The following is a 21,826-nucleotide window of genomic DNA, read 5'->3' on the forward strand; positions in this document are numbered from 1 at the left end:
CAATAATTTCCTAAAAAGGAAGCTTCAAACCCGGAATGTTGAGCCCACCAGTTATTGAGGACATTTGTTCGGATTGCAATTCTTGCGCCTTGGCGCGGGCTTGGTTGACCGCAGCCAAAATCAAATCCTGTAGCATTTCTACGTCATCTTTATTGACTACTTCCGGATCAATTGTTATCGACAGCAAGTCATTCTTGCCATTTGTGATGACTTTGACCATTCCTCCGCCTGAAGTCCCTTCGACCTGCGTGATGTCGAGCTGTTCTTGCATCTCGGCCATTTTAGCCTGCATCTTCTGCACCTGCTTCATCATATCTCCAAGTCCGCCTTTACTCATACTAATATCTCTCCTTTATCTTTACCGCTTAGCAGTTATATGTTTAATCGATCTTTTTGATACCGATTATCTCGCCGTCAACTTTTTCAATTATCATTCGCAAATGCGCAGAGCGAGCCAATAGCTCGTCGGCGTTTATCTTTGGCTGGCCGCCTCGACTCTCAACTTCTCGCGGATCCTCGCGCCGTTTATCAATGTCAAAGTGCACCGATAACGTCGTGCGGTAATGATCGCGAAGCGCGCGAGTTATGACCTGCGTGTTATCGGGTTTTCGGACTAGCGAAAGTGACGCTTCGGCCGTTGCAAAGAAGACAGCCGTAACTTTATTTTCATTCAGTTCGCGCGGCTCTGACATGCTCATCTGCGACGCCAACATCGGGCTCGATTTCCTGAGTACTGTCAAAAAACCCTCCCAGCCGGCTTGCAATTGAGCGAGGTTCATCATACGGGTATGCGGGGCTACCATAGGCTCTTTCTCAAGGTCGCCGGTCATTGGAGCCGGCATTGCCACTGGCGCTATATCCCGGGCGAAAAAAGTCGGTGAGGAGCCTGACTCCTTACTTTTGCCGCCTTCTGTACTTGTTTCCTGGACAGAAGCAGTCGAGCTGTTCGCCTTAAGATGATCGAGAACATCGGCGAGGAGGATGGTCGATTCAAGGTCAGCCATGCGGACTGCGGCAATCTCAAGCACTAACCGCTCATCCAATCCGCTCTTCGCGTCTACAATCGCTTCGGTCCCGATTTTTATAAGTCGTAACAAATCCCCGACGGAAAAATAGTCCACCTGCGATTTGTAATCGGCGACTTCTGACTGACTGAGAGACAAAACTGAATCGGTGTCGGCCTCGCTTTTCATGACAAGCAGAATGCGGAAATGCTCAAGCAACTCCACAAGGAAGTCCTTGGCCTCAATGCCGCTTTCAACAACCGTTTTGATGGCCAGAATCGCGCCACGTCGGTCGGCAGCGGCAACAGTTTTTACAAATTCTGTGATAAAGCTCTTGTCTATCAAGCCAAGCGCGAGAATAACATCCTGCCCGGTTATCTTATTGCCGGAAAAAGCAACTATCTGATCCAAAAGTGAAAGCGAATCCCGAACCGATCCATCGGCTTTGCGGGCAAGCAACCGAAGCGCCTCGGGTTCTATCGTGACATTTTCTTGTTTTGCGATATTACCCAGGTGCGAGGCGAGGTCATCGACTGACACCCTCCGAAAATCAAACCGTTGAGTTCGTGAAAGAATTGTCTCTGGCAGTTTGAGCGGATCTGTTGTTGCGAACATGAATACAACATGCGAGGGGGGCTCTTCAAGAGTCTTAAGCAGGGCATCAAAAGCCGAGCCGGAAAGACGGTGAACCTCATCTATAATATATATTCGTTTTTTGCCCGATGTCGGGAGGTAGCGGACATTTTCGCGAAGTGTCCGAATATCATCCACACCCGTATTCGATGCGGCATCGATTTCAAGCACATCGAGTGAACTTCCTGATGTAATCTCGACGCAGGACGGACAAACTCCGCACGGCTCATCGGAATCCCCTTTGGCGCAGTTTATGGCTTTGGCTAAAATCCTCGCGCAGGTTGTTTTACCCGTGCCTCTGGGTCCGCAAAAGAGATAAGCCGAACCAACCCGGTTATTGCGGATAGCATTCTTAAGTGTTTTCGTAACATGGTCTTGAGCAACGACATCGGAAAACAATTGAGGCCGGTATTTCCGGGCAAAAACTAAATAACTCATAGACTTTCAATATAACAATTCGAAAGCCAGAGGGGAATCATATTTTCAATACGATTTTGGATTCGTTTTACCGAGCAATGGCTGTGTTTCTGTGCAGGAGACTAATTTTGAAGAACGTACCAGTCCTACAACTTTCTTGACATTTTCAATTATCTGCACGTCACTGTTACTGAGGATAAAATGACACACACCAGACCAAGAGGCGCACCTGAATTCAAAAAATCGAGGCTCCGTAGTTCTCCTGATTATATCTCTTTGCCTTGCCAGCTCGACCAGTGCCATTGAATACAATCCCTCTGCCGCAAAAAGCAAATTCGGAGTTCGGCTTGGGTTTATCTCACCCGGCAATCTTGTCGTAAACGGAGACAAAGAGAGAACCATTCCGGCCGTTAGCGGGGGCGTTTGGTTTGACATTCCTATCTCCCATGGTCTATTTGTTACTGTGGATGCCGACATCCACGACATCCGCGCCTTTGAAGCCGCCGGAAAATTTTTCGATTTAACGATTGGCCTTAAACCGGTAATTAAATTCGAGCGCAAACAAATGCTTTTCAAGCCTGTGCTCTCGTCTGGTATCGGAAGTCTGCCGCATTTCCAGGAGAAAGTCCCTCGAGTAAACGCCGACTCAAGTGTCAGTTTTGTCACTCTGGTCTATGTTGAGTCAACAGCTCTGCTAATTGTCAAATCGGGAGTGGAAATTGTTTTTCTTCTTAACAAGAAGACATCATGGATGGTCGAGTTGGTGGTCATGGGAGCTCCGCGAGATTTCAGCAGTAAATCGACTGTGCGCTTCGGCCCGGCCCTTCTGTTCCGTGCCGGGCTGTTGTTTTAATGGACGAATTTTGACTTGATAACAGAGTAATTCCTCGTTATTTTCTTTCTCGATCACCATGGGGCAGTAGCTCAGTTGGGAGAGCGCCACGTTCGCAATGTGGAGGCCGACGGTTCGATCCCGTCCTGCTCCAGTTAAATCTTCCCAATACGTCCGAATATGTCCGCTTCAGATGTCGGCTTTGATTTCTTGTACCACACTCCGCCGCGGCGGACGGTGGGTTCTTATATGTGGTGCAGGCCGAAGATGGCCTGTACCTCTATTTACCCTGGATTCCGGCCTGCGCTGGAATGACATTGGGAGCGGCTGGTGCACGTTCCACCTCCTGCGGACTTGCGAGCCTCGTCCTCCACCAGATCTTCGCAGGTTAGCTCCCTTCTCACTTTAAACCAATGGAAGCACCCCGAAAATATCGATTGTGAGCATGGCTCGTAGTCGCTACCTTAAACAAACAAAACGTGAATGTCGTGCTAGATGGGGAACTAGCGGTGCCCTGTAACCCGGAACCCGCTCCACCGGGATCGAACTCCCATCCGAGGGTTTAGCGATTGGTCTTCTCCGACCAACAAGCGGCGTTGACGGCTGGGTCTCGTACAACATGAGCCCTTGAACCCCGCCAGGACCGGAAGGTAGCAACGGTAAAATGTTTCTCATGTGTGTTGCGGGGTTGCCCGGCCTGAGTTGGCTGTTGGAAAGGTTTTTCAACCGCGGCTCGGAGATGGGTGCACGTTAAAATAGAAAGCCTCGCGGCATTTAACCGCGAGGCTTTTCAATTCATTCGCAAGACGAAAAAAAGAGGTTACTGACAGGCGCTCAATGCATCATGCGATATAAACAAGTGATCTATTAGTCCAGTCAAATCAGATATGTCCAAGGAACCTGCCGAGCCCCCATCAATATTGGCCTCATCCCGGCAGCAGAGCGGACTTAACGAGATAAACAGAAAATCAATCAGCCGAGTCAAATCCGCGACATCGACAATTGATCCCCCGTCACAATCCACATTTCCGACAGCGCCAACACAGCATTGGCAGAATGACTGGCTCCAGTCCGCTGGATAGGTGAAAGAATAATTCATCAACTCTTGTCCGAGGATCGTTCGACCGCTCCAATCGACCCGAATTGAAAAGCCGTTATCAGTAACAGACATAACGCCAAAATGTCCGGTGCCGCCAACTGCCCCTTCGCTGTAAGGACCGCCCTTGATGCCGGGTGTCCGGTCAAGAGAGGCCGCATGGAAGACAGGAAAAGCGGCGCACCCGCTTGCCGAATAATCACTGTTTGTTCCATCATCAATCGCAAGCATATGTGCATCGCCGGAAATCATGCAGATATTGTTGATTCCGTTGTCGGCAATAAAATTTGCGATTTCGACCCTTTCATTTGTGTACGCGTACCATCCGTCGTCGCCTGTGAGCCCAATCCATGGCAAAGTATTTACCCAGACAATCAGAGCAGAAGAATCTTTCGCCTTTAGCAGTTCCTGCTTGAACCATGCTTTTTGCTCAACACCAAGCATTGTTTTATTCGCGTTATCTGCGCCAAGGTAGGGACTCCGTGCCGAGCGCGAGTCGCACAAAATAAACCTGACTCTTCCAACCGTGAACGCCTGATAAATCGGCACATTGCCCGTTCCGGAGACTAATGGATAATGCGGTACATATTCCTGATACGTCAGGCGGGCAGGCAATCGTCCTGGCGCCGTCGAATCCGAATTGTTAGGGCCGAAATCATGATCATCCCACATATAGGCAATAGGAATATTTCGATAAAGCTCGGCCTGTCTCGGCGCTCCAAGAACCTGCTCGAATGCCTGGCGAAATAGAGCTTGATTGTTTGATGCAATATTTTCATAATTCATATCCCCCATATGACAGAAGAAAAGGGGCTCTCGCAACCTCAGGGAATCAAAGACAATGCTGTTTGAACCCGTCCACGAGCATGACCCGAGGACAAAACTAAAAGAGGCATTACCCGATGGAAATGTTTTGCAGACACCAATTTTCGATGTATCGATCTGTCCGTTGCTTTCAATGGCATAGTAGTAAAGCGTATTGGCCGCCAGACCGGATATAGTATGCGCCACAACTCGATTGTTTACAGCAGTATTTGCGGTATCAAGTGTTGAATAGAGTGACGCAGAGAGGTTTGCATTTTCACTAACTGCAATTCTTGTTATAACATTATCAGTAACCAGCTTCGCCCGTACCGAGAATTCCGAAGTGGACACACCGCCCGACCAGAGCCACTGAACATCGCTGGCGGTAACCGAATTTACCGCGACAATGAGATTGAGACAAACCGATAACAAGACACTCGTTGAGAATATGTTCTTCAAGCCGAAACAATTTAATTTGTGTAGGATGCCCTTAGATCCGAAGCACAATGTCCGCATTTTGCCGCCTTTATTGGGATTGTCATCAAGCAATACGTACATTCTTTTACAACGGAAGCCCCCACCGGAGTCGGAACTTCCTTTTTGATCATTCTATTCGCTGCCCGCACTAACATAAATACAGAAAATGCAACAATGAGAAAACTTATCACCCGGGTTATAAACATGCCGTAATTAATAGTCACCGCTCCAGCCGCCGTAGCATCAGATGGAGTTGTGTAAGGAGGAGGAGTGAGGCCGGGCTTTATGACAAGGAAGAGGTTTGAAAAATCGACATTTCCAAGAGCCAAACCTATCGGCGGCATAATAACATCGCTCACAAGCGATGTCACAATTGTCCCGAAGGCGGCGCCGATGATAATACCGACTGCCATATCAAGCACGTTTCCGCGCATCACAAAATCTTTGAATTCCTTGATCATCCCTGTTCCTTATCTAAACTATTGTTTCTTAATATTATCCCATTTGAGCGAAATTCCAAGTCCCATTGTTTCCTTTATCCTCGTACCGTTATCAATTTGTTTGTCATAGAGCAACTGAAGATACAAATTTGTCTGGATAAATTTGGTGACTGTTGCAGAAATAATGTGCTCCCAGTTTACATCGGCCGCTTTCCAATCGTCGTTTACCGCGGCATCCGACTCAGAAAAAAAGAGCGCCTTGTACAGAGTCAACTTGGTCGAATACGTCAGGCTTGAACCGAGAGAGGTGAGGAAATCGGTGACAGACTCAAGACCGCCATCGTCGGTGATCGTTCTCTCAGTTGCCACTGGCTGAAGCCCGATAACATCGTTGGTGATAATTTGACGTATGGCAAACCCTAAACGGCTCCGAAACTCGAGAACTTTTGGTTTATCGACAAACACGCGCAGAATACCGCCTGACTCGGTTATTTTCAGAGGATTGAGATAACGGCGGACAACCGCATTGCTGGCGTCGGTGAACTGCGTCTCCACACGCCCTGCAAGATAGGGATCGACATATCCGCCGAACGTGAAGCGGAGTACAGATTCTAAATCGATCAGATCGGTTGACTTTCTCGGTCGTTCCCAAAATGAATTGCCGGTTGCATCGAACCTTTGGGAATAGGTCTGCCCGAAAGAAAGCTTGAGCGTCGAAAGCGAGTTCAAGCGTCGAGTCAGCTGTTTGCTGGCTTCAGATTTAGAAGTAAACGTGTATGCCAGCGAACCCGATTCATCACCCGCCCAGTTATCGCTGTATGCGGCCTGAGTCGCAGTGAGTCCGCCTTCGCTTGAGAGCCGCCATTGTTTGGCGCTATCAGAAATTTGGGCGAACGTGTGCGATGTAAAAAAAAATAGCGCGCCAAGAGTAAATCGGATTTTCATCCTGTGCTATCCTTTCGAAAAAAAACTTTCACGTGTGACGACATTGTTTTCTACTTTCAAGATAGCTGGGCTAAAAATCCAGTCAAACAGAATATTCTTCGTTCTCCCCGAATCCAAACGGAGCATGACATATTTTCAATAAAATATCTTTCATTCCCTGCTCGGTTCTCCTATACTCAGCGCTTCCTTTTAGCACAAGGCCGTATGGGTTCAGGATTTTGGTATCTCATCGCTTCGGTTCTCTTCTGGGGAGTCTCTTACATCTCCATCAAAATAGTGCTGGCCGAGCTTGAGCCGGTCGAAATGATATCGGGCCGTCTGATTTTAGCTTCGCTCGCGCTCGGCGCCGTTCTTCTTTTCAGGCGCACAGATCCCTTCCGAATCTCCAATTGGCTCGGCATACTCGCCATGTCCGCGGTAATTTTTCTTCATCTTTGGGTGATGGCGACCGGAATGCAGGAGACGACGGCATCCAATACGGCTTGGATTTTAACCACCGCCCCATTTTTTGTCGCGCTCCTCTCATGGATGTATCTGAAAGAAAAGCTCAATGCTTCGCAATGGATTGGATTACTGGTTGCCTGCATCGGTGTGGTTGCGCTTGTCTACAACGGCAATCCGGCGAATTTGGCGTGGTCTAATTCACGTGGGGATATAATTGTTCTCGGTTCCTGTCTTACATGGGGCGTATACACCGTCGGCATGCGGAGATTGTCTCAGAAGGTCGATCCACTGGTCGCCACATTCTGGATGTGCCTCATCGCCTCGTGCGTGTGGGTGCCGCATACTCTCTATCACACCGGCTACCAAAAATATCTTGACCTCAGTCCGAACGCAGCCGGCCACCTGATCTTTCTTGGGATTTTTTGCCTCGCACTCGCCTTTTGGTTCTGGTCAGAGGGATTAAAACGCCAGCCTGCAGCCGAAGTCGGCGTGTATCTCTATGTCGAGCCGCTTATCACTGTAGTCGCGGCCTGGTGGCTCATCGACGAGGGAATCACGCTCTGGCTTATTATCGGAGCGATATTAATCACTCTCGGTGTCTATATCTCAGAGCGATATAACAGAAAATCTTTCAGCGCAGAGGCAGAGAAATAGAAATGCTGGGAACACGGTTGCTGCTTTTGTCATGCGTTATCATCTGGGGCTGGACATTTGTCGCCACTAGAATTTGCCTTGAGTATATAAATCAATATGAACTCATAGGGATACGACTTTTGATCGGTCTGCCGATTTTGCTCGGAATAATTCTTGCCAAAAAAATCCGATGGACATTCGGCCACAAAGACTTAAAATATATCATCGCTGGCTCTTCCATAATCATCGCGCATTTCCTTATTCAGGCCACAGCCCTGAAATACACAACCGCAACCAATACCGGCTGGATAATTTCCATGACCCCGCTTATCACTGCGGTCCTTGCCTATCTTTTTCTCAAAGAAAGACTTGGCAAAGGGGAAATCGCAGGAATAATTATCTCCACTTTCGGTGTGCTGCTTTTGGTGAGCAAGGGTGACTTTGTGAATCTCGACTGGCTCCAAAGCAAAGGGGACTGGATGATATTGATTTCGGTCTTTACATGGGCAATTTATACAATCACCACCCGCGACCTCTCGCGCCAACATCACCCTCTGATCGTGACGCTTGTTGTTTTCTCACCGCTCCTTATAGTATGCTTAACATATATGCTTGGGACATCGGCAATGACGTCATTTACCTCGCTTCCAGTAAAACCAATAATCGCGCTTTTGTTTCTTGGCACACTCGGGACAGTGGCCCAGTGGTTCTGGCAGGAGGGAGTAGCGCGGCTCGGTGCGGCCAAGGCCGGAATCTTTCTTTATTTGGAACCGGTTGCGACAACTGTTCTTGCTGTCCCTTTGATTGCCGATGAGCGCTTCGGATTTTTTACCGCTATCGGCGGACTATTGGTCCTTTTTGGTGTCTGGTGGGCATCGAGAACCGCAACTAAGTAAACAAAAAAAGCAATTGAAATCGTTGCGAGTCCGCCTGTGGCGGAGTGCGGTGCAAGAAATCAAAGCCGAACCCCCAACCCTGTCGTTGCGAGGAGCGAAGCGACGAAGCAATCTCAGTTTCCGATATTCGTGATGTAAGGCGCCCCCGCCTGACAGGCTAATATCTTTTCGCGCGGTCCGCCGTGGTGGACTGTCGCGCGCCATTGTAGGGGGCAACCCCCTGTGGTTGCCATCTTTGCCCCGTCATCTCTTCCCAGACGCGACGCGGCAATCTTATGTTCTTCAATATTCGTAGATCGATACCATCCGAGGTCTCGACACCTTCCCTTCCCCCTACAAAATCCATAGCAAATCGATGGTAAATCAGACCTCGCATTTCTTTGTATGATGCACACCCAATCCCAACGGCGATGGTTTCTCCACACCGCCCTTAGCTATCTCGGCACGCCCTACATTTGGGGCGGTGATGACCCATCAGGTTTTGACTGTTCGGGCTTTGTACAGGAATGTCTCAAATCGGCAGGGATTTGGCCGAACAATAAGGACGCAACCGCACAGGAGTTAGTAACTTACTTCAAATCCAAGGAGATCGCATCCCCCCATGAAGGCGCAGTGCTTTTTACCATGAACGAAAATTCACTTGCCACACATGTTGTCATCTGTCTCGACGAATATTTCCAAATTGGCGCAAGCGGCGGACGAAGCAGTACAATCTTCGCCCAAATTGCATGGGATACAAATGCTTATATCAAAATCCGAAAGATTGAATTGCCCCCCGGCAAATTCGCGCTGGTCGATCCATTTGCGCCATAAAAAAAGAGAAAAAAATGAGCCATCCAGTTAGGGGCTGGATGGCTCGGGCAGGCAAAAGGGTACCATAAGGACAAGGAATTAATGCCTGAATTTTTATGCAAACTATACAATGATAATTATCGCGCGGAAGTTCCTCATATCTCAAAGCTGTCGTCCAAATTTTCGGCGACCCTAAGAGAGTCATCCGAATGCTGTGTCTTGGTAGTAAGACGAAAGAGCGTTAAAAAAGTTTAATTTAATTTGAAAATAATTCTAACAAATTATCGCGAAAGGACTTTGTGAATGAATTGACAGTGAAACAGAGGTTAATCAGTAAAACTAACCGCGGAGCGCGCGAATAACTTCGCCCGTGTTTGTGACATCCCGAAGTTCCTGACGGATATCTTCGCGCGCCACAAGGGTGGTTAAGGCTTTGAAGGCTTTGAGATACAGCGAGTCATCGTATGGTGGGGCGGCCATTACAAAAAAAAGATGCGTCAACTCTTTATCGGGCGCGTCAAAATCATAGCCCGGGGTCGAGCGTGCGAAACCAATAATAAAATCTTTGGCCTGCAAAGACCTAATGTGCGGCACAGCGACACCATACCCGATTGCTGTGCTGGCTTTGCGCTCGCGGTTGATGAAGTCTGTCAGAAGTTTATTCTGGTTGCCGATTTTGGCGCCGAAATTCAGCAGCCCGACCAATTCAGCGAGAATCGATTCTTTGCTTCGCTGAAGCCATTTCTCGCGCGAGCTGTCTTCGATGTAAGGCTCGACGATTGTTTCCATCTCGAGTTTAACAAGGTCTTCGGTGATGTATCGCGCAAGGTTCATGGGGCCATTATAATTGCCACTTGACCTTAAGGAAATAAAAGATGTGATTGAATTAAAGAAACAATGCAAATTTTGGGAAAAATGCCATTCTCGGAGATTGGATTTAGAATTTTTCCAGGTTGAAATGAAAATTTTCAATAATACTTCATACTTTGTTTGATATATATGCGTCTATTAAGTATAAAAATGAATCTCTTCTCAGTATCGAGGACAACGATGAAAAAAGTAATTCGCTGTGTGGCTGCGCTATCGTTGATAGCCTGCTTGGTTAATTTACCCGCTGGAAATATTCTTGCAACTCCACCATCAGACAAACCTGTTCATGTAACTCTCGAAGCAGAGGGTACGTTTGAGGCAGGGCGTCCAGCTACGTTGAAGCTGGTTTATCGTCGAGATGAAAGTATTTCCTCGTTTAACCTTGTCAAAGTTACAGTGGAGCCATTGGGTAAAACGGTTGTCCATAGCAAAACCGAGTGGCAGAGCGATTTTAGTTCATCCGAGGAGTTTGAAGAGCTAATCACGCTGACTATTCCACACGGAGAGACAAGCGGAGTTTTCATTATCTTTTACTTCGGTAAATTCCGATGGCCTCATGTAAAATCGTTTGTCTCAACTGGTGACACCATTGAAATTCATAAAGGTGATATAACGAAGGATCCACCTCCATTCGACGACCTCTTTGGGGACAGCGCTCTGGGAATTAAAGGCAAGCCTCCTCGCAATGCAGCGGAAAGTTCATATTTTTTTCCTCCTCCCCCACCGCCGCCTTTCGTCAATCCGGATGATACCAATTGGCTCATAATTGACAGTATGAATGCGGTTTGGATAGGCGGTGATCGCCCATCAACCCGACCGGCCGATTCAGTACGGCTTAACCGATCAAAAGCCGATAAGTTGCGCGATGAAATGAAAGAAAAGGAGAAGACACCCTTAGATAGTTTGGACAGCGAGGTTTACGAAATAGACGGTGAGTACTTCCACCGGTTGAGAGGCGAATATAAGTTTCGGCACACTCCCGGGATCACCGACATTAAAGCCCATCACCAACACAGGTATGACTCGCTGTTGGCGGCCCATCCTGACCCTAAGCTGTATGATTTCATTTTTGACTTACGAGATTCAGGCAACTACCGCTTTGCCGAGTCGCTTATCACGAAGCTTGAGCCAACCGACAGCGTCGGACTTTACCGAGCGTTAGTCACGAGAAAGACCCTCAATGAACTTCACAAGAAGGGAATTAAGTTTAAACAGGGGCCAGAGCTTTTGCGCCAAGAGGCGGAACAGATGGAACGTCGTCACCAGGAAGTAAGACGACTAGACTCGCTTCGATACGAAGAGCCTGATTCAATACAAAGAAACAGTGAATCGCAATTAGATAATGAAACGCAATCGACTATTTACCTTGAGGGATTCGAGGGTTTTTTTCCGGGGGATTGGACAGTATTTGATGAGGAACCTACAGGCGGGTATACCTACTGGGGGAAAGTATCAGGTATAAAATACACCGGAAGTTCTTCCGTTTGGTGCAACGGAACAGGTGTCTCTCCACTTGAGGGCTACTCTAACTGGATGGATGCCTGAATGCGAATGACTACACCACGACCATTTCTTCGAACAGTAGTTCAAGTTTTACCCCTCTTATTCTAAAACAACTTCCATGATCGTGAGGCTTACCGAAACTCTTCGAATGCAGCGTCTTATAGGCTCCAATACGAATATCAAACATTATAAGGCCGTCCTCAATCCCTTTCAGAAATTTGTCGAAATTCAAGTCAAGGTAGAAAATCGCGGAAGTATAATGAAAATATTCAAAGTCGCCTACTTTCTTCGAGTCAGCTCTTACGAAAAGCATCGCTCGTAATTTGTCACTTATACGCTGTCTGAGGTCTTCAAATGTCCAATATATCTCAGTAGACTCAAGACTCTGGTTTTTAATACTTTTGATCTGTAGCAGGACGCGATGAATAGATCTGTCTACCTTTAATCCGAAGCTATAACCTCCTATATGTGAGTTGAAACAATTACCAAAGCATGATGTATGAAGGACTTTTAAAGCAGGGAATGTTTTATCCGGAGTGCCAAACTTGCCAGTTAAAGTAGCGTTTACTTTTGCAGGGAATGAGGGGGACTTGGTAAAAATTGTAACGTAAGAGTTGGATCGTGCACGCTGGCTCTTAACTTCAATGCCCTCAAAGTCAGGATTCTTCTTATTATTTTCAGTGATTCCTAAATGATACTCGAAAGTAAATCCAATGCCCGTGTTGTTACTTCGCAAAGACTGAACAAACCCTAGGGCTTTGATTCGCTGAAATTCCTTTAAGAGATTTTCCTTATTTACCATCTTTAAGAGGTCTTGAAGGCAAAAAGTCTTTTGGGCTACAGTCAAAGAATCGGCTTAATTTATTAATGTGGGAGAGATTGTACTTGGCGGTATGTTTTGGACTTTCAATTTTGCCTATAAAGCCAGGAGAAACATTTAGAACTTCTGCGAGGTCAGCCTGAGTCATTCCGGACTTTTCCCGCATATCTCTAACGGCTTGTATCACAAATTTTTCTATGGGCGTCACTTTTTGTATCACAGCTATTGCCAAACTAACCTAAATTTGTTAATCTGTCACTTACCTATAGGTAAGCACATTTGAAGGGATGAATCACTTGCTCGAGAGTTTGGTCAGCACAGAAAAAAAGTATGCCGATCCATTGTGGGATTTTAGGTCTGCTGATACAAAGCGCCACACCCATTGTTTCCATAATTATCCAGCGATGATGATTCCACAAATCGCTGGCGCACTATTGGACAAATATGGGGCTGGTGCAAAGCTACTGTTCGATCCGTATTGCGGATCAGGGACCTCACTGGTCGAGGCGAGTCTCAGAGGTATAGATTCGGTAGGAACAGATATAAACCCGCTTGCTCGACTAATGTCTTCAGCTAAAACCAGCTTTTTGCCCATAGACGAGTTAGACGGTTTGATTACTGAGTTTGGGGATATGATCTTCTGTTTGGGCTTCTCATGCGAAAAGGATTTGAAACCCACTTTACCAAACTTTAGGAACATTGATTTTTGGTTCTCACCTATTGTTAAGATGAAGCTAGCTCACGTATTGCAGTTTATTGGCACCATTGAGGATATTGGTATTCAGAGTTTCTTTAAGGTTTGTTTTAGCGAAACAATAAGAAAAGCATCATGGACACGAAATGGTGAGTTTAAGCTTTATCGTATTACTGAAAAGCAAAGAGAAATTTTTGACCCTGATGTCTTTAAAATTATGGTGGCAAATCTTTATCGAGCACGAAATGGATTAAAGAGTTATATGTATGATGCAAAGGGTAGAACCGCCGCCAAAGTGTTTGGATTCAACACGGTCGAAGGTATTCCTGACAATGTCCTGCAAAGGGAGTCCGTCGATATTATTGTGACATCTCCACCATATGGCGATTCTCGAACGACTGTTGCTTACGGTCAGTATTCACGATTGTCATTAGAGTGGCTCGGCTTTGAAGACGCGGGCAAGATTGATTCCATGTTAATGGGTGGTAAGAAACCCAATAATTCCGAAAAATTCAAGACATATTATCTTTCTGAAATTGTATCAACCTTGTCAAGTAAAGATCCGAAGCGCACGGAAGATGTGATTTCATTCTACAAAGACTATGAGGCTTCGATTTCGCATGTGGCTCCTTTGCTGAAGAAAGGTGGAATTTCTTGCTATGTTGTCGGAAATCGAAAAGTTAAAGGACTCGTCTTACCAACAGATGAAATAACCGTTGAGCTCTTTAAAACTAGAGGATTTTCTCATCTCGAGACGATAATTAGAAACATACCAAATAAGCGGATGCCCAGTAGGAATAGTCCTTCTAATGTAACTGGTGAACTTGAAGACACCATGACTCAGGAATTTATCGTAGTTATGCGAAAAGACTAATTGCAAACGTGAGCTTGGTCGGGTCGTTTTCTTTCAACTTCCCCCCCTCTTGACTTCCTTCCCCCAACGCTATATTATATAGCTTGAATATGCCCTACCAGAATGTCACGTCAGATAACCTTAATTAATTCGGCATTGTGTCGATAATCAATTACATGCCAAATAGTTATCGAGGATTTAGTGCCCCACTTTTCCGAACTTAAACGAACCCACAATTGCGGCGAACTCCGCCCTGACAAAGTCGGTAAGGCTGTCCGACTGAATGGCTGGGTCAATACATATAGAAACCTCGGCGGATTACTTTTTCTTGATTTGCGCGATAGATACGGTATCACCCAAGTCGTTATCAATCCTGATACTTTCGACAAGCAAATGCTCATCGAAGCCGAGCGGACCCGGTCTGAATTTGTCGTGGCTGTCACCGGCCATGTTCGCAAACGCCCCGATGGAACCGCCAATCCCAAACTTATGACCGGCGAGATCGATGTTGTGGCCGACAGTTTCCACATTCTCTCCGAATCGAAAACGCCCCCTTTTGAGATTACTGAAAAATCCACCGCCAACGAGCAATTGCGCCTTGAGTACCGGTATCTGGACTTGCGCCGGAAACCGCTTCAGGACAATCTGCGTTTACGCCATCAGGTGGCCCTTGCAGTAAGAAATTATCTCAGTTCAGTCGGTTTCTATGAAATAGAGACGCCTCTGCTTATGCGTTCCACGCCCGAAGGCGCGCGCGATTACGTTGTGCCAAGCCGCACCTTGCGCGGTAAATTCTACGCCCTCCCGCAATCTCCGCAACTGCTCAAACAGATTCTAATGGTCTCCGGATTCGATAAATATTTCCAACTTGCGCGATGTCTTCGCGATGAAGACCTTCGCGCTGACCGTCAGCCTGAGCACACCCAGATCGATCTTGAGATGTCTTATGTCACGCCATCCGATGTCTGGGATGTTGTCGAAGGAATGCTGGCGTATGTCTATAAGAATGTGCTGGGGATAACGATTGAAACCCCGTTTCTAAGACTTGATTATGACGAAGTGATGAAACGATGGGGGATAGACAAACCCGATTTACGTTTAGGAATGGAGATTGTCGATCTTTCGTCATTGGTGAAGGATTCCACTTTTGCTCTCTTTGCCGACAATGTGAAAAATGGCGGGGTGGTGAAGGGGATTGTGCTCAAAGGGGGCGGTTCATATTCACGCAAACAGATCGATGACCTGACTGTCAAAGCGAAAGAATTCGGAGCGGGGGGATTGGCGTATGTCCTTCGCACAGGAGGAGAGTACAAATCACCGATCGCAAAGTTTCTCGGCTACGAGACGATTAAATCCTTGTGCGCCCATGCCAAAACCGAAGACGGCGACGCGCTTTTTATCGTGTCAGACAAATCATATAGGGCCGAGTCAATCCTCGGTCAACTGCGGCTTAACCTTGGCCGGGAACATGGTATGATCAAACACGGAGAGTATAAGTTTTTATGGGTTACTCATTTCCCATTGCTTGATTATAATGCCGAGACAAAGGGATGGGATGCTATGCACAATATTGTTTCGCATCCGGTTGAAGCCGACCTTGCGCTAATAGACGAGGGGCTGACATCGAAGCTCGACGGATCAGACCTGAATCATCCGTGGCGCCGGGTCAAAGCCTTGCAGTATGATATCGTCATCAACGGTTCTGAGATAGGCTCGGGGGGACAACGCATCAATCGGCGAGATTTACAGGAAAAAATACTGAAGATTCTTGGAATTGACGCTCAGCGCGCCGACAGAATGTTCGGTTTTCTTTTGCGTGCGCTCGAGTACGGTGCGCCTCCGCACGCCGGAATTGGAATGGGACTAGATCGTCTTATCTCCATTATCGCTGGTTGCGATTCAATCCGAGATGTTATAGCTTTTCCGAAGACCGCCAATGGAAGCTCACCGATGGATAACTCGCCATCGTACATAGAACAGCATCAACTCGATGAACTTGGTATAATAATAAAAGCGGAGGTGGAGGCTACAGCCGTATTATGCTCACAAACACGGGAGAAGTAAAACTACGCTCATTCAGCGTACAAGGAATCGATCAGCGGCTTCTTTTTGGCCAGAACGATATTTTCCTCAGGCTTATAGAATCACGTTTTCACTCAAAAATAATAGCCCGAGGAGATAAAATTGTTCTTGAAGGTTCACCCACTGAGATAGACCAGCTTCTGCGACTGCTCGGAGATTTAGTCACCCGGCTCAAACAAGGTGATAACATCACCGAACAGTATGTCAACTACGCCATCAGCATGGTCAAAGAGAACGGTCATGGTCCGGCAACTGATATTTCAACTGAGGGCCTTCTCACCAGCGCGCTCAAAAAAGTTATAAAGCCAAAAACAGTCGGCCAGACAAAATATGTCGAAGCCGTAGATGAAAACGATCTGGTTTTTGCCATAGGCCCCGCCGGAACCGGCAAGACCTATCTTGCAGTTGCGATGGCTGTCGCTGAACTCAAAGCAAAACGAGTCAATCGGATTGTCTTTACCCGTCCCGCCGTCGAAGCCGGTGAATCGCTTGGATTTCTGCCGGGGGACATTCGCGCCAAAGTTGATCCGTATCTTCGGCCGGTTTATGACGCGCTCTATGATATGCTCCAGCCTGAGAAGATACGAAACTTATTAGAGATTGGCGTTATCGAGATTGCGCCTTTGGCATTTATGCGAGGCCGCACGCTCAACGAGGCCTTTGTGGTATTGGACGAAGCGCAGAATACAACGAGCGCTCAGATGAAAATGTTTCTGACCCGAATAGGGGAGAAATCCAAAGCCGTTATCACCGGTGATGTCACACAGATTGATTTGGATGAGCGGCACACATCGGGTCTGGTGACTGTGCAGAAAATCCTCAAAGGGGTCGAAGGTATTGAATTCATGTATCTGACTGAAAAGGATGTCGTGCGTCACCGGCTCGTACAAAGCATCATTAAAGCCTATGAGAAGCATGAGAAACCACGGCGGAAGGAGTAGGCGGCCTGCTGGGGCAATCGCCGTATGTTTTCACTCTTACTGAGAGCCCGACGGGGCATCAAGAGACTGCTGAAAGTACAGAGCCTGAATCGACGGAAAGAAGCTCCGGGGATTCGTTCAAAGGCTCTCAAGTACGGCATGCTTGCGTTTTTTTCAATCGCCATTGGTGTTCTCTATCCCGGTCAGTCGCTTTTTGACCCGCTTGATATTCCACGCGAGGGAGAGACTGCCGCCGAGGAAATTACCGCTCCGTTTCAAATCGTCATCAACAAAACCGAACGGGAACTCAGGGCCGAAGAAAATGAAATCAAGTCAAATATCCTTCACATTGTCGACCATGATTCGACAGTTCTTCCACGCATATTAGATTCACTTGCTCTTTTTATTGAGACGGTAAGGGGCGCCCGGAATAAATTTGGAGAATCTTCGTATACATCCGCCCAGGTAGACAGTATTGCGGCAATATTCCCCGATATAAGCTTATCTGCGATACGCAACTCAATGGACCCGGCATTTAATCTCGAAAATTTGCTACTTACTCTGAGTGAGATTTTTCAGACGGAAATCTATGAAGCGGGAGTTTTGCGAAGTGTCGCGGCGCTCTCTGATTATCGTCAGCGTTCAATTATCTTCCGCCGTGGGGAGCGTGAGATGGTTCTTCTCAAAGATAAGCTACTTGACTTGCCGCTCGGAAATGCGAGACTGCTCACAGAACTCAACCGGCGCGCTCCGATAGATTCCTTTACTGTTGAAGATTACTATCTCATTGGCCGGGCATTTATAGAGCCTGATGCTTTTGTCAACTCTGACGAATACACCGAGCGGGTGGGAAATGAGCTTTCGGTGCGCTCTCCAGTACGTGAGACGATTTATTCTGGCGATATCATTGTACCGATCAGAGGACGAGTAACCGAACGGCAGGAAAATATTCTTCGCGAGATGGTGCGTTTACAGCGAAGTCATGCCGTCAGCGAAGGATGGTGGGTACCGTACTTGCCAGCTCTGGCACGAGTCGTGCTGGTTTTTGCGATCTTTGGCGGTCTCTTTCTTTTTTTGAATCATTTCAGACAGGACATTTTTTATTCAAATCAGAAACTCCTTGCATTGCTTTTGGTGTTTGTCCTGCAGCTGTCTCTTGTGTTTGTCGTCAATCATGCCGCAGAAGCCCTCTCTATCACCTCCATTTATATTCTGCCGGTAGCCGTCCTACCGGTCATTGTCGCGATACTCTTCGACGCCGAAGTCGGTATACTCTCGGTGGTTGCGCTCGCAATGTTGCTGGGCATCATGCATAGATTCTCCTTTCCCATAACATTATTAACGGTGGTGGTCGGCGCCTTTGCCGCCTATAGCTCGCATTCGGTACGCAAGAGGGCGCATGCCTTTCGGATAATGCTTCTGGCAGTGTTCGGCTATTTCCTTGTGATACTGATAGTTGAAAGCCTTCGGATCGGCGCTCACGAGGAATTGCTTGGCGAAATGCTCTACGGTTTTATCATTGCCGTGATTAGTGTGCCGCTCGCGATTTTTCTTTTCCTCCCATTTTTTGAATCACTGTTTGGCTTCACGACTGATATAAAGTTGCTTGAGTTGTCCGATCTCAACCATCCCTTGCTCAAGCGATTGGCGATTGAGGCGCCGGGGACATACCACCATTCTATAATTGTCAGTAATCTTACCGAAGCCGCAGCCAAGTCAATCGGCGGTAATCCTCTTCTGGCGCAGGTCGGGGCGTATTATCATGATATTGGCAAGATTGAGATTCCGGAGTACTTTGTGGAAAATCAGTTGGGAGTTAAATCCAAGCATGAGTCGCTTTCGCCTTCGATGTCAGCTCTAGTTCTTGTAAGTCATGTCAAGAAGGGAAGACAATTGGGCGAGGAGGCAAATATCCCCGATGATGTATTGAACTTTATTGAAGAGCATCACGGCACAATGGTGATGTCGTACTTTTACAATAAGGCCCTTGAGATGGGTGCGGATAAGAATTCCATGGACGAGTTTCGCTATCCCGGCCCACGTCCGCAGACCCGAGAAACGGGAATTGCCATGCTGGCCGATGCTGTCGAGGCTTCAAGCCGGACGCTTGAAGACCCTAAACCGGCGCGAATAGACAGCCTGATTCAGAAGATTATTGATGACCGGTTCAAATCAGGAGAACTTGATGAATGTCCGCTCACCCTCAAGGACCTTGCAAAAATTAAGGAAGCTTTCGCCCAAATCCTTGTGGCCGCTTTTCACCACCGTGTCCGCTATCCCAAAGAACAGCAGCCTGATTGAATGTGGGTATATGAAGCTAATGATATACAAGGAGACGCCCACTCAAATACCACGGGCGCGATTAGTTAAACTGGCGGAAAGTGTCTCAAAGCGAGAGTTTCGAAAAAACTCGGATGCGGTTATAAACCTCGTGTTCACCGATGCGGCAAGAATTCGAAGTCTCAATCGCCTTTACCGGGGGAAAAACAAGGTGACAGACGTTCTCTCCTTTCCACTTGATTCCGAAGCGAAGGCGGATGATATTTTCGGTGAAGTCTATATCTGTGTTTCTGTTGCCGAGCGTCAGGCCCGCGGATACGGGGCCACATTGCCGACCGAATATCTTAGACTGGCATGCCACGGCTTTTTACATCTCTTTGGGCACGATCACCAACGTCCGGCAGAAGAGAAGAGAATGAAGGGGAAAGAGGATACGTATCTTGCTGGAATTATGAGTAAACTTCCATTATGACTATGTGGCTCTGTCCGCTTTTTATCGCGCTCGGTTATCTCACCGAATACATCGTTGCGCTCTATGCTTTGGCGGTTTATATCGATCCAGAAGAGGTCGAAACTCTATTTCCGGGCATATCACGCCGCCGCCGTAGGTTTCTCAACACGCTTGTTGCAGATCCACGAGCGTTTGTGCAGGTTTTGGCTGTCTATCGCTCTTTTGTTCTCATTCTCAATACAACATTGACAATTTTGTTTGTCCAATCACTGCATCCCGAGGGTGTGCCTATACAATGGTATTACTACCCGCTCTTTATGCTTATAGTTTGGCTGCTCCATATCATCTTTGTCGAGTATCTTCCGAGACGGACCTCGCGCACCGCCATTGACAAATCGATGCATCGCCACATCTGGATTATCTCCACTATATACATACTCTTCTTTCCCGTAGTTCGGATGTACCGGCATGCCTTCAAGCGGCTCAATGAGGAGCAGAATGTGACCGAGGAGCAGAAGGATGATATAGTCGAGCGTGCCATTGAGACGCTTGCCGACCAGGCTGGCATCGGCGGCTCAATAATCGAGAAAGAAGAAAAAGAGATGATTGGAAGTATCTTCATGCTCGACCAAACCGTCGTCAGGGAAATTATGGTTCCAAGAATGGATATTATTGGTATTCATGACACTGCCAGTCTCAAAGAAGTTCAGTTAATTGTGAAAGAGAGCGGGTATTCACGCTTTCCGGTCTACTTCAAGGCAATCGATTCGGTAATCGGAATCCTGTATGTAAAGGACTTGTTCAGCGATTTACCGGATACGAATCAGGCGTTTAGTGTGCGTAAGATCATGCGGCCGTCTTACTTTGTACCCGAGACCAAAGTCATAAGCGAACTCCTTCGCGAGTTTAGGACCGAAAAGGTTCACATCGCTATTGTTGCCGATGAATACGGCGGTGTGGCCGGTTTGGTGACACTTGAAGACATCCTCGAGGAAATTGTAGGCGAAATACAAGATGAACATGACGAGGAGGTAGAGGAGGAGTTTGTCAAACTTACGCACAACACCTATGTCCTTGATGCCGGAATGCTTATCGAAGACCTTCAGAGCCAATTGGATACCGATTATGACCAGGGCGACCATGATACAGTCGGGGGGCTTATCTATGCTTTGGTGGGCTCTGTCCCGAAAAAGGGCGCGACGGTAAACTGGCATGATTTTCAGTTTCAAATTGACGAAGTAGTAGGCCAAAGGATCAAACGGTTGAGGCTCCGAACTACATAAAATTCAGGGTGCGTGGCATGCCATGGCAATCACACACTTCCACGACGCATTTTTTGCGTTTTTAGAAAAAAGTACTTGACAAACCCTTGCTATCAATATAGCTTGACAGTAGCAATAACTGCGTCGCTCAGCAGACTTGTAACAAATATGAGGTTGATATTATCCTCATAGGCTACATGGAAATAGCGTAATCGTAGCTGGCGATTTCTCTTTATTTGTAAATACGTTTTGTATTTTCGTTTTCGTGCACAACATACCGAGGAGGAATTCTCATGAAGGGCAAGACGGGTTCAACATTACTTGTGTTGCTTGTCGCATGCATCGCCTGCTTTGTTTCGGTACCAGTGGTGTCAAGCGAACACCCATGGGATACGGACAAGCCACCAGGCGGTGGTCATATTATCTTTCCACCTCCGCCGGGCGCTGATACGGTTGTCATAGTTAAAGATTCAACGACTCAAATTGGCTCAGGTTCTCCACGACAGGAATCAAGCTTTGTTATGAGATCGATCTTTCGCGTCACGTATCAGATATCTCGTTTTTATGGTGGAAAGAAGCGATTAAGCTCATCATGGGTCGGTTTTCGCGATTAACTGATCTTTGTCGACGTAACTCACACCAGGGATAGGTGAACCCGGTAACGTTGAACAAATAAGG

20 protein-coding genes, 1 tRNA gene and 1 other RNA gene are annotated in these 21,826 nt (G+C 47.2%); 14 read left to right on the top strand and 8 right to left on the bottom strand.

Features of this window, described 5'->3' with window-relative positions; genetic code table 11:
• Nucleotides 1–10: 10 nt before the first annotated feature.
• Both SGI97_05885 and dnaX read right to left on the bottom strand, forming a co-directional pair.
• Nucleotides 11–337: a YbaB/EbfC family nucleoid-associated protein gene (locus SGI97_05885; GenBank protein ID MDZ4723416.1), complete on the bottom strand. Its 327-nt coding sequence runs from the start codon at nt 335–337 to the stop codon at nt 11–13.
• A 43-nt stretch (nt 338–380) separates the two neighbouring features.
• Nucleotides 381–2,075, bottom strand: a complete 1,695-nt coding sequence (gene dnaX, locus SGI97_05890) for a DNA polymerase III subunit gamma/tau (protein ID MDZ4723417.1) — start codon at nt 2,073–2,075, stop codon at nt 381–383.
• A 442-nt stretch (nt 2,076–2,517) separates the two neighbouring features.
• Here dnaX and SGI97_05895 point away from each other — a divergent pair, with 442 nt between their 5' ends.
• The 3 genes from SGI97_05895 to ffs all read left to right on the top strand — a co-directional run bounded on the left by SGI97_05895 (nt 2,518) and on the right by ffs (nt 3,637).
• Complete coding sequence (locus SGI97_05895; GenBank protein MDZ4723418.1) at nt 2,518–2,907, top strand: hypothetical protein; 390 nt, start codon at nt 2,518–2,520, stop codon at nt 2,905–2,907.
• Between the two features lie 60 nt (nt 2,908–2,967).
• Nucleotides 2,968–3,040, top strand: a tRNA-Ala gene (locus tag SGI97_05900).
• 332 nt (nt 3,041–3,372) lie between these two features.
• Nucleotides 3,373–3,637: signal recognition particle sRNA large type (gene ffs / locus SGI97_05905), an RNA gene on the top strand.
• A 69-nt stretch (nt 3,638–3,706) separates the two neighbouring features.
• On the opposite strand, the gene SGI97_05910 is transcribed toward ffs, so the two are convergent.
• Genes SGI97_05910 through SGI97_05920 form a run of 3 tightly spaced genes read right to left on the bottom strand, consistent with a single transcriptional unit; the run spans nt 3,707 to nt 6,648 of the window.
• Nucleotides 3,707–5,218, bottom strand: coding sequence for an alkaline phosphatase D family protein (locus tag SGI97_05910; protein MDZ4723419.1), 1,512 nt, complete (start codon nt 5,216–5,218; stop codon nt 3,707–3,709).
• 38 nt (nt 5,219–5,256) lie between these two features.
• On the bottom strand, nt 5,257–5,724 hold the full coding sequence (mscL, locus tag SGI97_05915) for a large-conductance mechanosensitive channel protein MscL (GenBank protein MDZ4723420.1): 468 nt from the start codon (nt 5,722–5,724) through the stop codon (nt 5,257–5,259).
• A gap of 18 nt (nt 5,725–5,742) precedes the next feature.
• On the bottom strand, nt 5,743–6,648 hold the full coding sequence (locus SGI97_05920; protein MDZ4723421.1) for a hypothetical protein: 906 nt from the start codon (nt 6,646–6,648) through the stop codon (nt 5,743–5,745).
• A gap of 204 nt (nt 6,649–6,852) precedes the next feature.
• On the opposite strand from SGI97_05920, the gene SGI97_05925 reads away from it, so the two are divergent.
• The 3 genes from SGI97_05925 to SGI97_05935 all read left to right on the top strand — a co-directional run bounded on the left by SGI97_05925 (nt 6,853) and on the right by SGI97_05935 (nt 9,434).
• Nucleotides 6,853–7,746, top strand: a complete 894-nt coding sequence (locus tag SGI97_05925) for a DMT family transporter (protein ID MDZ4723422.1) — start codon at nt 6,853–6,855, stop codon at nt 7,744–7,746.
• Nucleotides 7,747–7,748: 2 nt separating this feature from the next.
• Entirely contained in the window at nt 7,749–8,621 is an 873-nt protein-coding gene (locus SGI97_05930; GenBank protein ID MDZ4723423.1) for a DMT family transporter, read from the top strand.
• 384 nt (nt 8,622–9,005) lie between these two features.
• Nucleotides 9,006–9,434, top strand: coding sequence for an NlpC/P60 family protein (locus SGI97_05935; GenBank protein MDZ4723424.1), 429 nt, complete (start codon nt 9,006–9,008; stop codon nt 9,432–9,434).
• 318 nt (nt 9,435–9,752) lie between these two features.
• Here SGI97_05935 and SGI97_05940 read toward each other — a convergent pair whose 3' ends face one another.
• A complete protein-coding gene (locus SGI97_05940) occupies nt 9,753–10,247 on the bottom strand; it encodes a PTS sugar transporter subunit IIA (GenBank protein ID MDZ4723425.1) in 495 nt (164 codons plus the stop codon).
• 216 nt (nt 10,248–10,463) lie between these two features.
• Between SGI97_05940 and SGI97_05945 the strand changes: the two genes are divergently transcribed.
• The gene (locus SGI97_05945; protein ID MDZ4723426.1) at nt 10,464–11,828 is read left to right on the top strand and encodes a hypothetical protein; all 1,365 of its coding nucleotides are present in this window, start codon (nt 10,464–10,466) and stop codon (nt 11,826–11,828) included.
• A gap of 10 nt (nt 11,829–11,838) precedes the next feature.
• On the opposite strand, the gene SGI97_05950 is transcribed toward SGI97_05945, so the two are convergent.
• Nucleotides 11,839–12,588 (bottom strand): MvaI/BcnI family restriction endonuclease, encoded by a 750-nt coding sequence (locus SGI97_05950; protein MDZ4723427.1) that lies wholly within the window; start codon nt 12,586–12,588, stop codon nt 11,839–11,841.
• Nucleotides 12,578–12,826: a helix-turn-helix transcriptional regulator gene (locus tag SGI97_05955; protein MDZ4723428.1), complete on the bottom strand. Its 249-nt coding sequence runs from the start codon at nt 12,824–12,826 to the stop codon at nt 12,578–12,580. The genes SGI97_05950 and SGI97_05955 overlap by 11 nt, the downstream gene beginning before the upstream one ends.
• A gap of 67 nt (nt 12,827–12,893) precedes the next feature.
• Here SGI97_05955 and SGI97_05960 point away from each other — a divergent pair, with 67 nt between their 5' ends.
• The 7 genes from SGI97_05960 (at nt 12,894) to SGI97_05990 (ending at nt 21,762) form a co-directional block, all read left to right on the top strand.
• Entirely contained in the window at nt 12,894–14,174 is a 1,281-nt protein-coding gene (locus SGI97_05960) for a DNA methyltransferase (GenBank protein MDZ4723429.1), read from the top strand.
• Between the two features lie 180 nt (nt 14,175–14,354).
• Nucleotides 14,355–16,217: an aspartate--tRNA ligase gene (gene aspS, locus SGI97_05965; protein MDZ4723430.1), complete on the top strand. Its 1,863-nt coding sequence runs from the start codon at nt 14,355–14,357 to the stop codon at nt 16,215–16,217.
• A complete protein-coding gene (locus tag SGI97_05970; GenBank protein ID MDZ4723431.1) occupies nt 16,193–17,176 on the top strand; it encodes a PhoH family protein in 984 nt (327 codons plus the stop codon). Before aspS ends, SGI97_05970 begins: the two co-directional genes overlap by 25 nt.
• Before the next feature lie 24 nt (nt 17,177–17,200).
• A complete protein-coding gene (locus SGI97_05975; GenBank protein MDZ4723432.1) occupies nt 17,201–19,456 on the top strand; it encodes an HDIG domain-containing protein in 2,256 nt (751 codons plus the stop codon).
• Nucleotides 19,457–19,466: 10 nt separating this feature from the next.
• Nucleotides 19,467–19,907: an rRNA maturation RNase YbeY gene (gene ybeY / locus SGI97_05980; GenBank protein ID MDZ4723433.1), complete on the top strand. Its 441-nt coding sequence runs from the start codon at nt 19,467–19,469 to the stop codon at nt 19,905–19,907.
• A complete protein-coding gene (locus SGI97_05985; GenBank protein MDZ4723434.1) occupies nt 19,904–21,169 on the top strand; it encodes a hemolysin family protein in 1,266 nt (421 codons plus the stop codon). Before ybeY ends, SGI97_05985 begins: the two co-directional genes overlap by 4 nt.
• A 272-nt stretch (nt 21,170–21,441) precedes the next feature.
• Nucleotides 21,442–21,762: a hypothetical protein gene (locus SGI97_05990; GenBank protein MDZ4723435.1), complete on the top strand. Its 321-nt coding sequence runs from the start codon at nt 21,442–21,444 to the stop codon at nt 21,760–21,762.
• Nucleotides 21,763–21,826: the final 64 nt, after the last annotated feature.

The sequence above is a fragment of the Candidatus Zixiibacteriota bacterium genome (genome assembly GCA_034439475.1).
Lineage (GTDB): Bacteria > Zixibacteria > MSB-5A5 > GN15 > FEB-12 > JAWXAN01.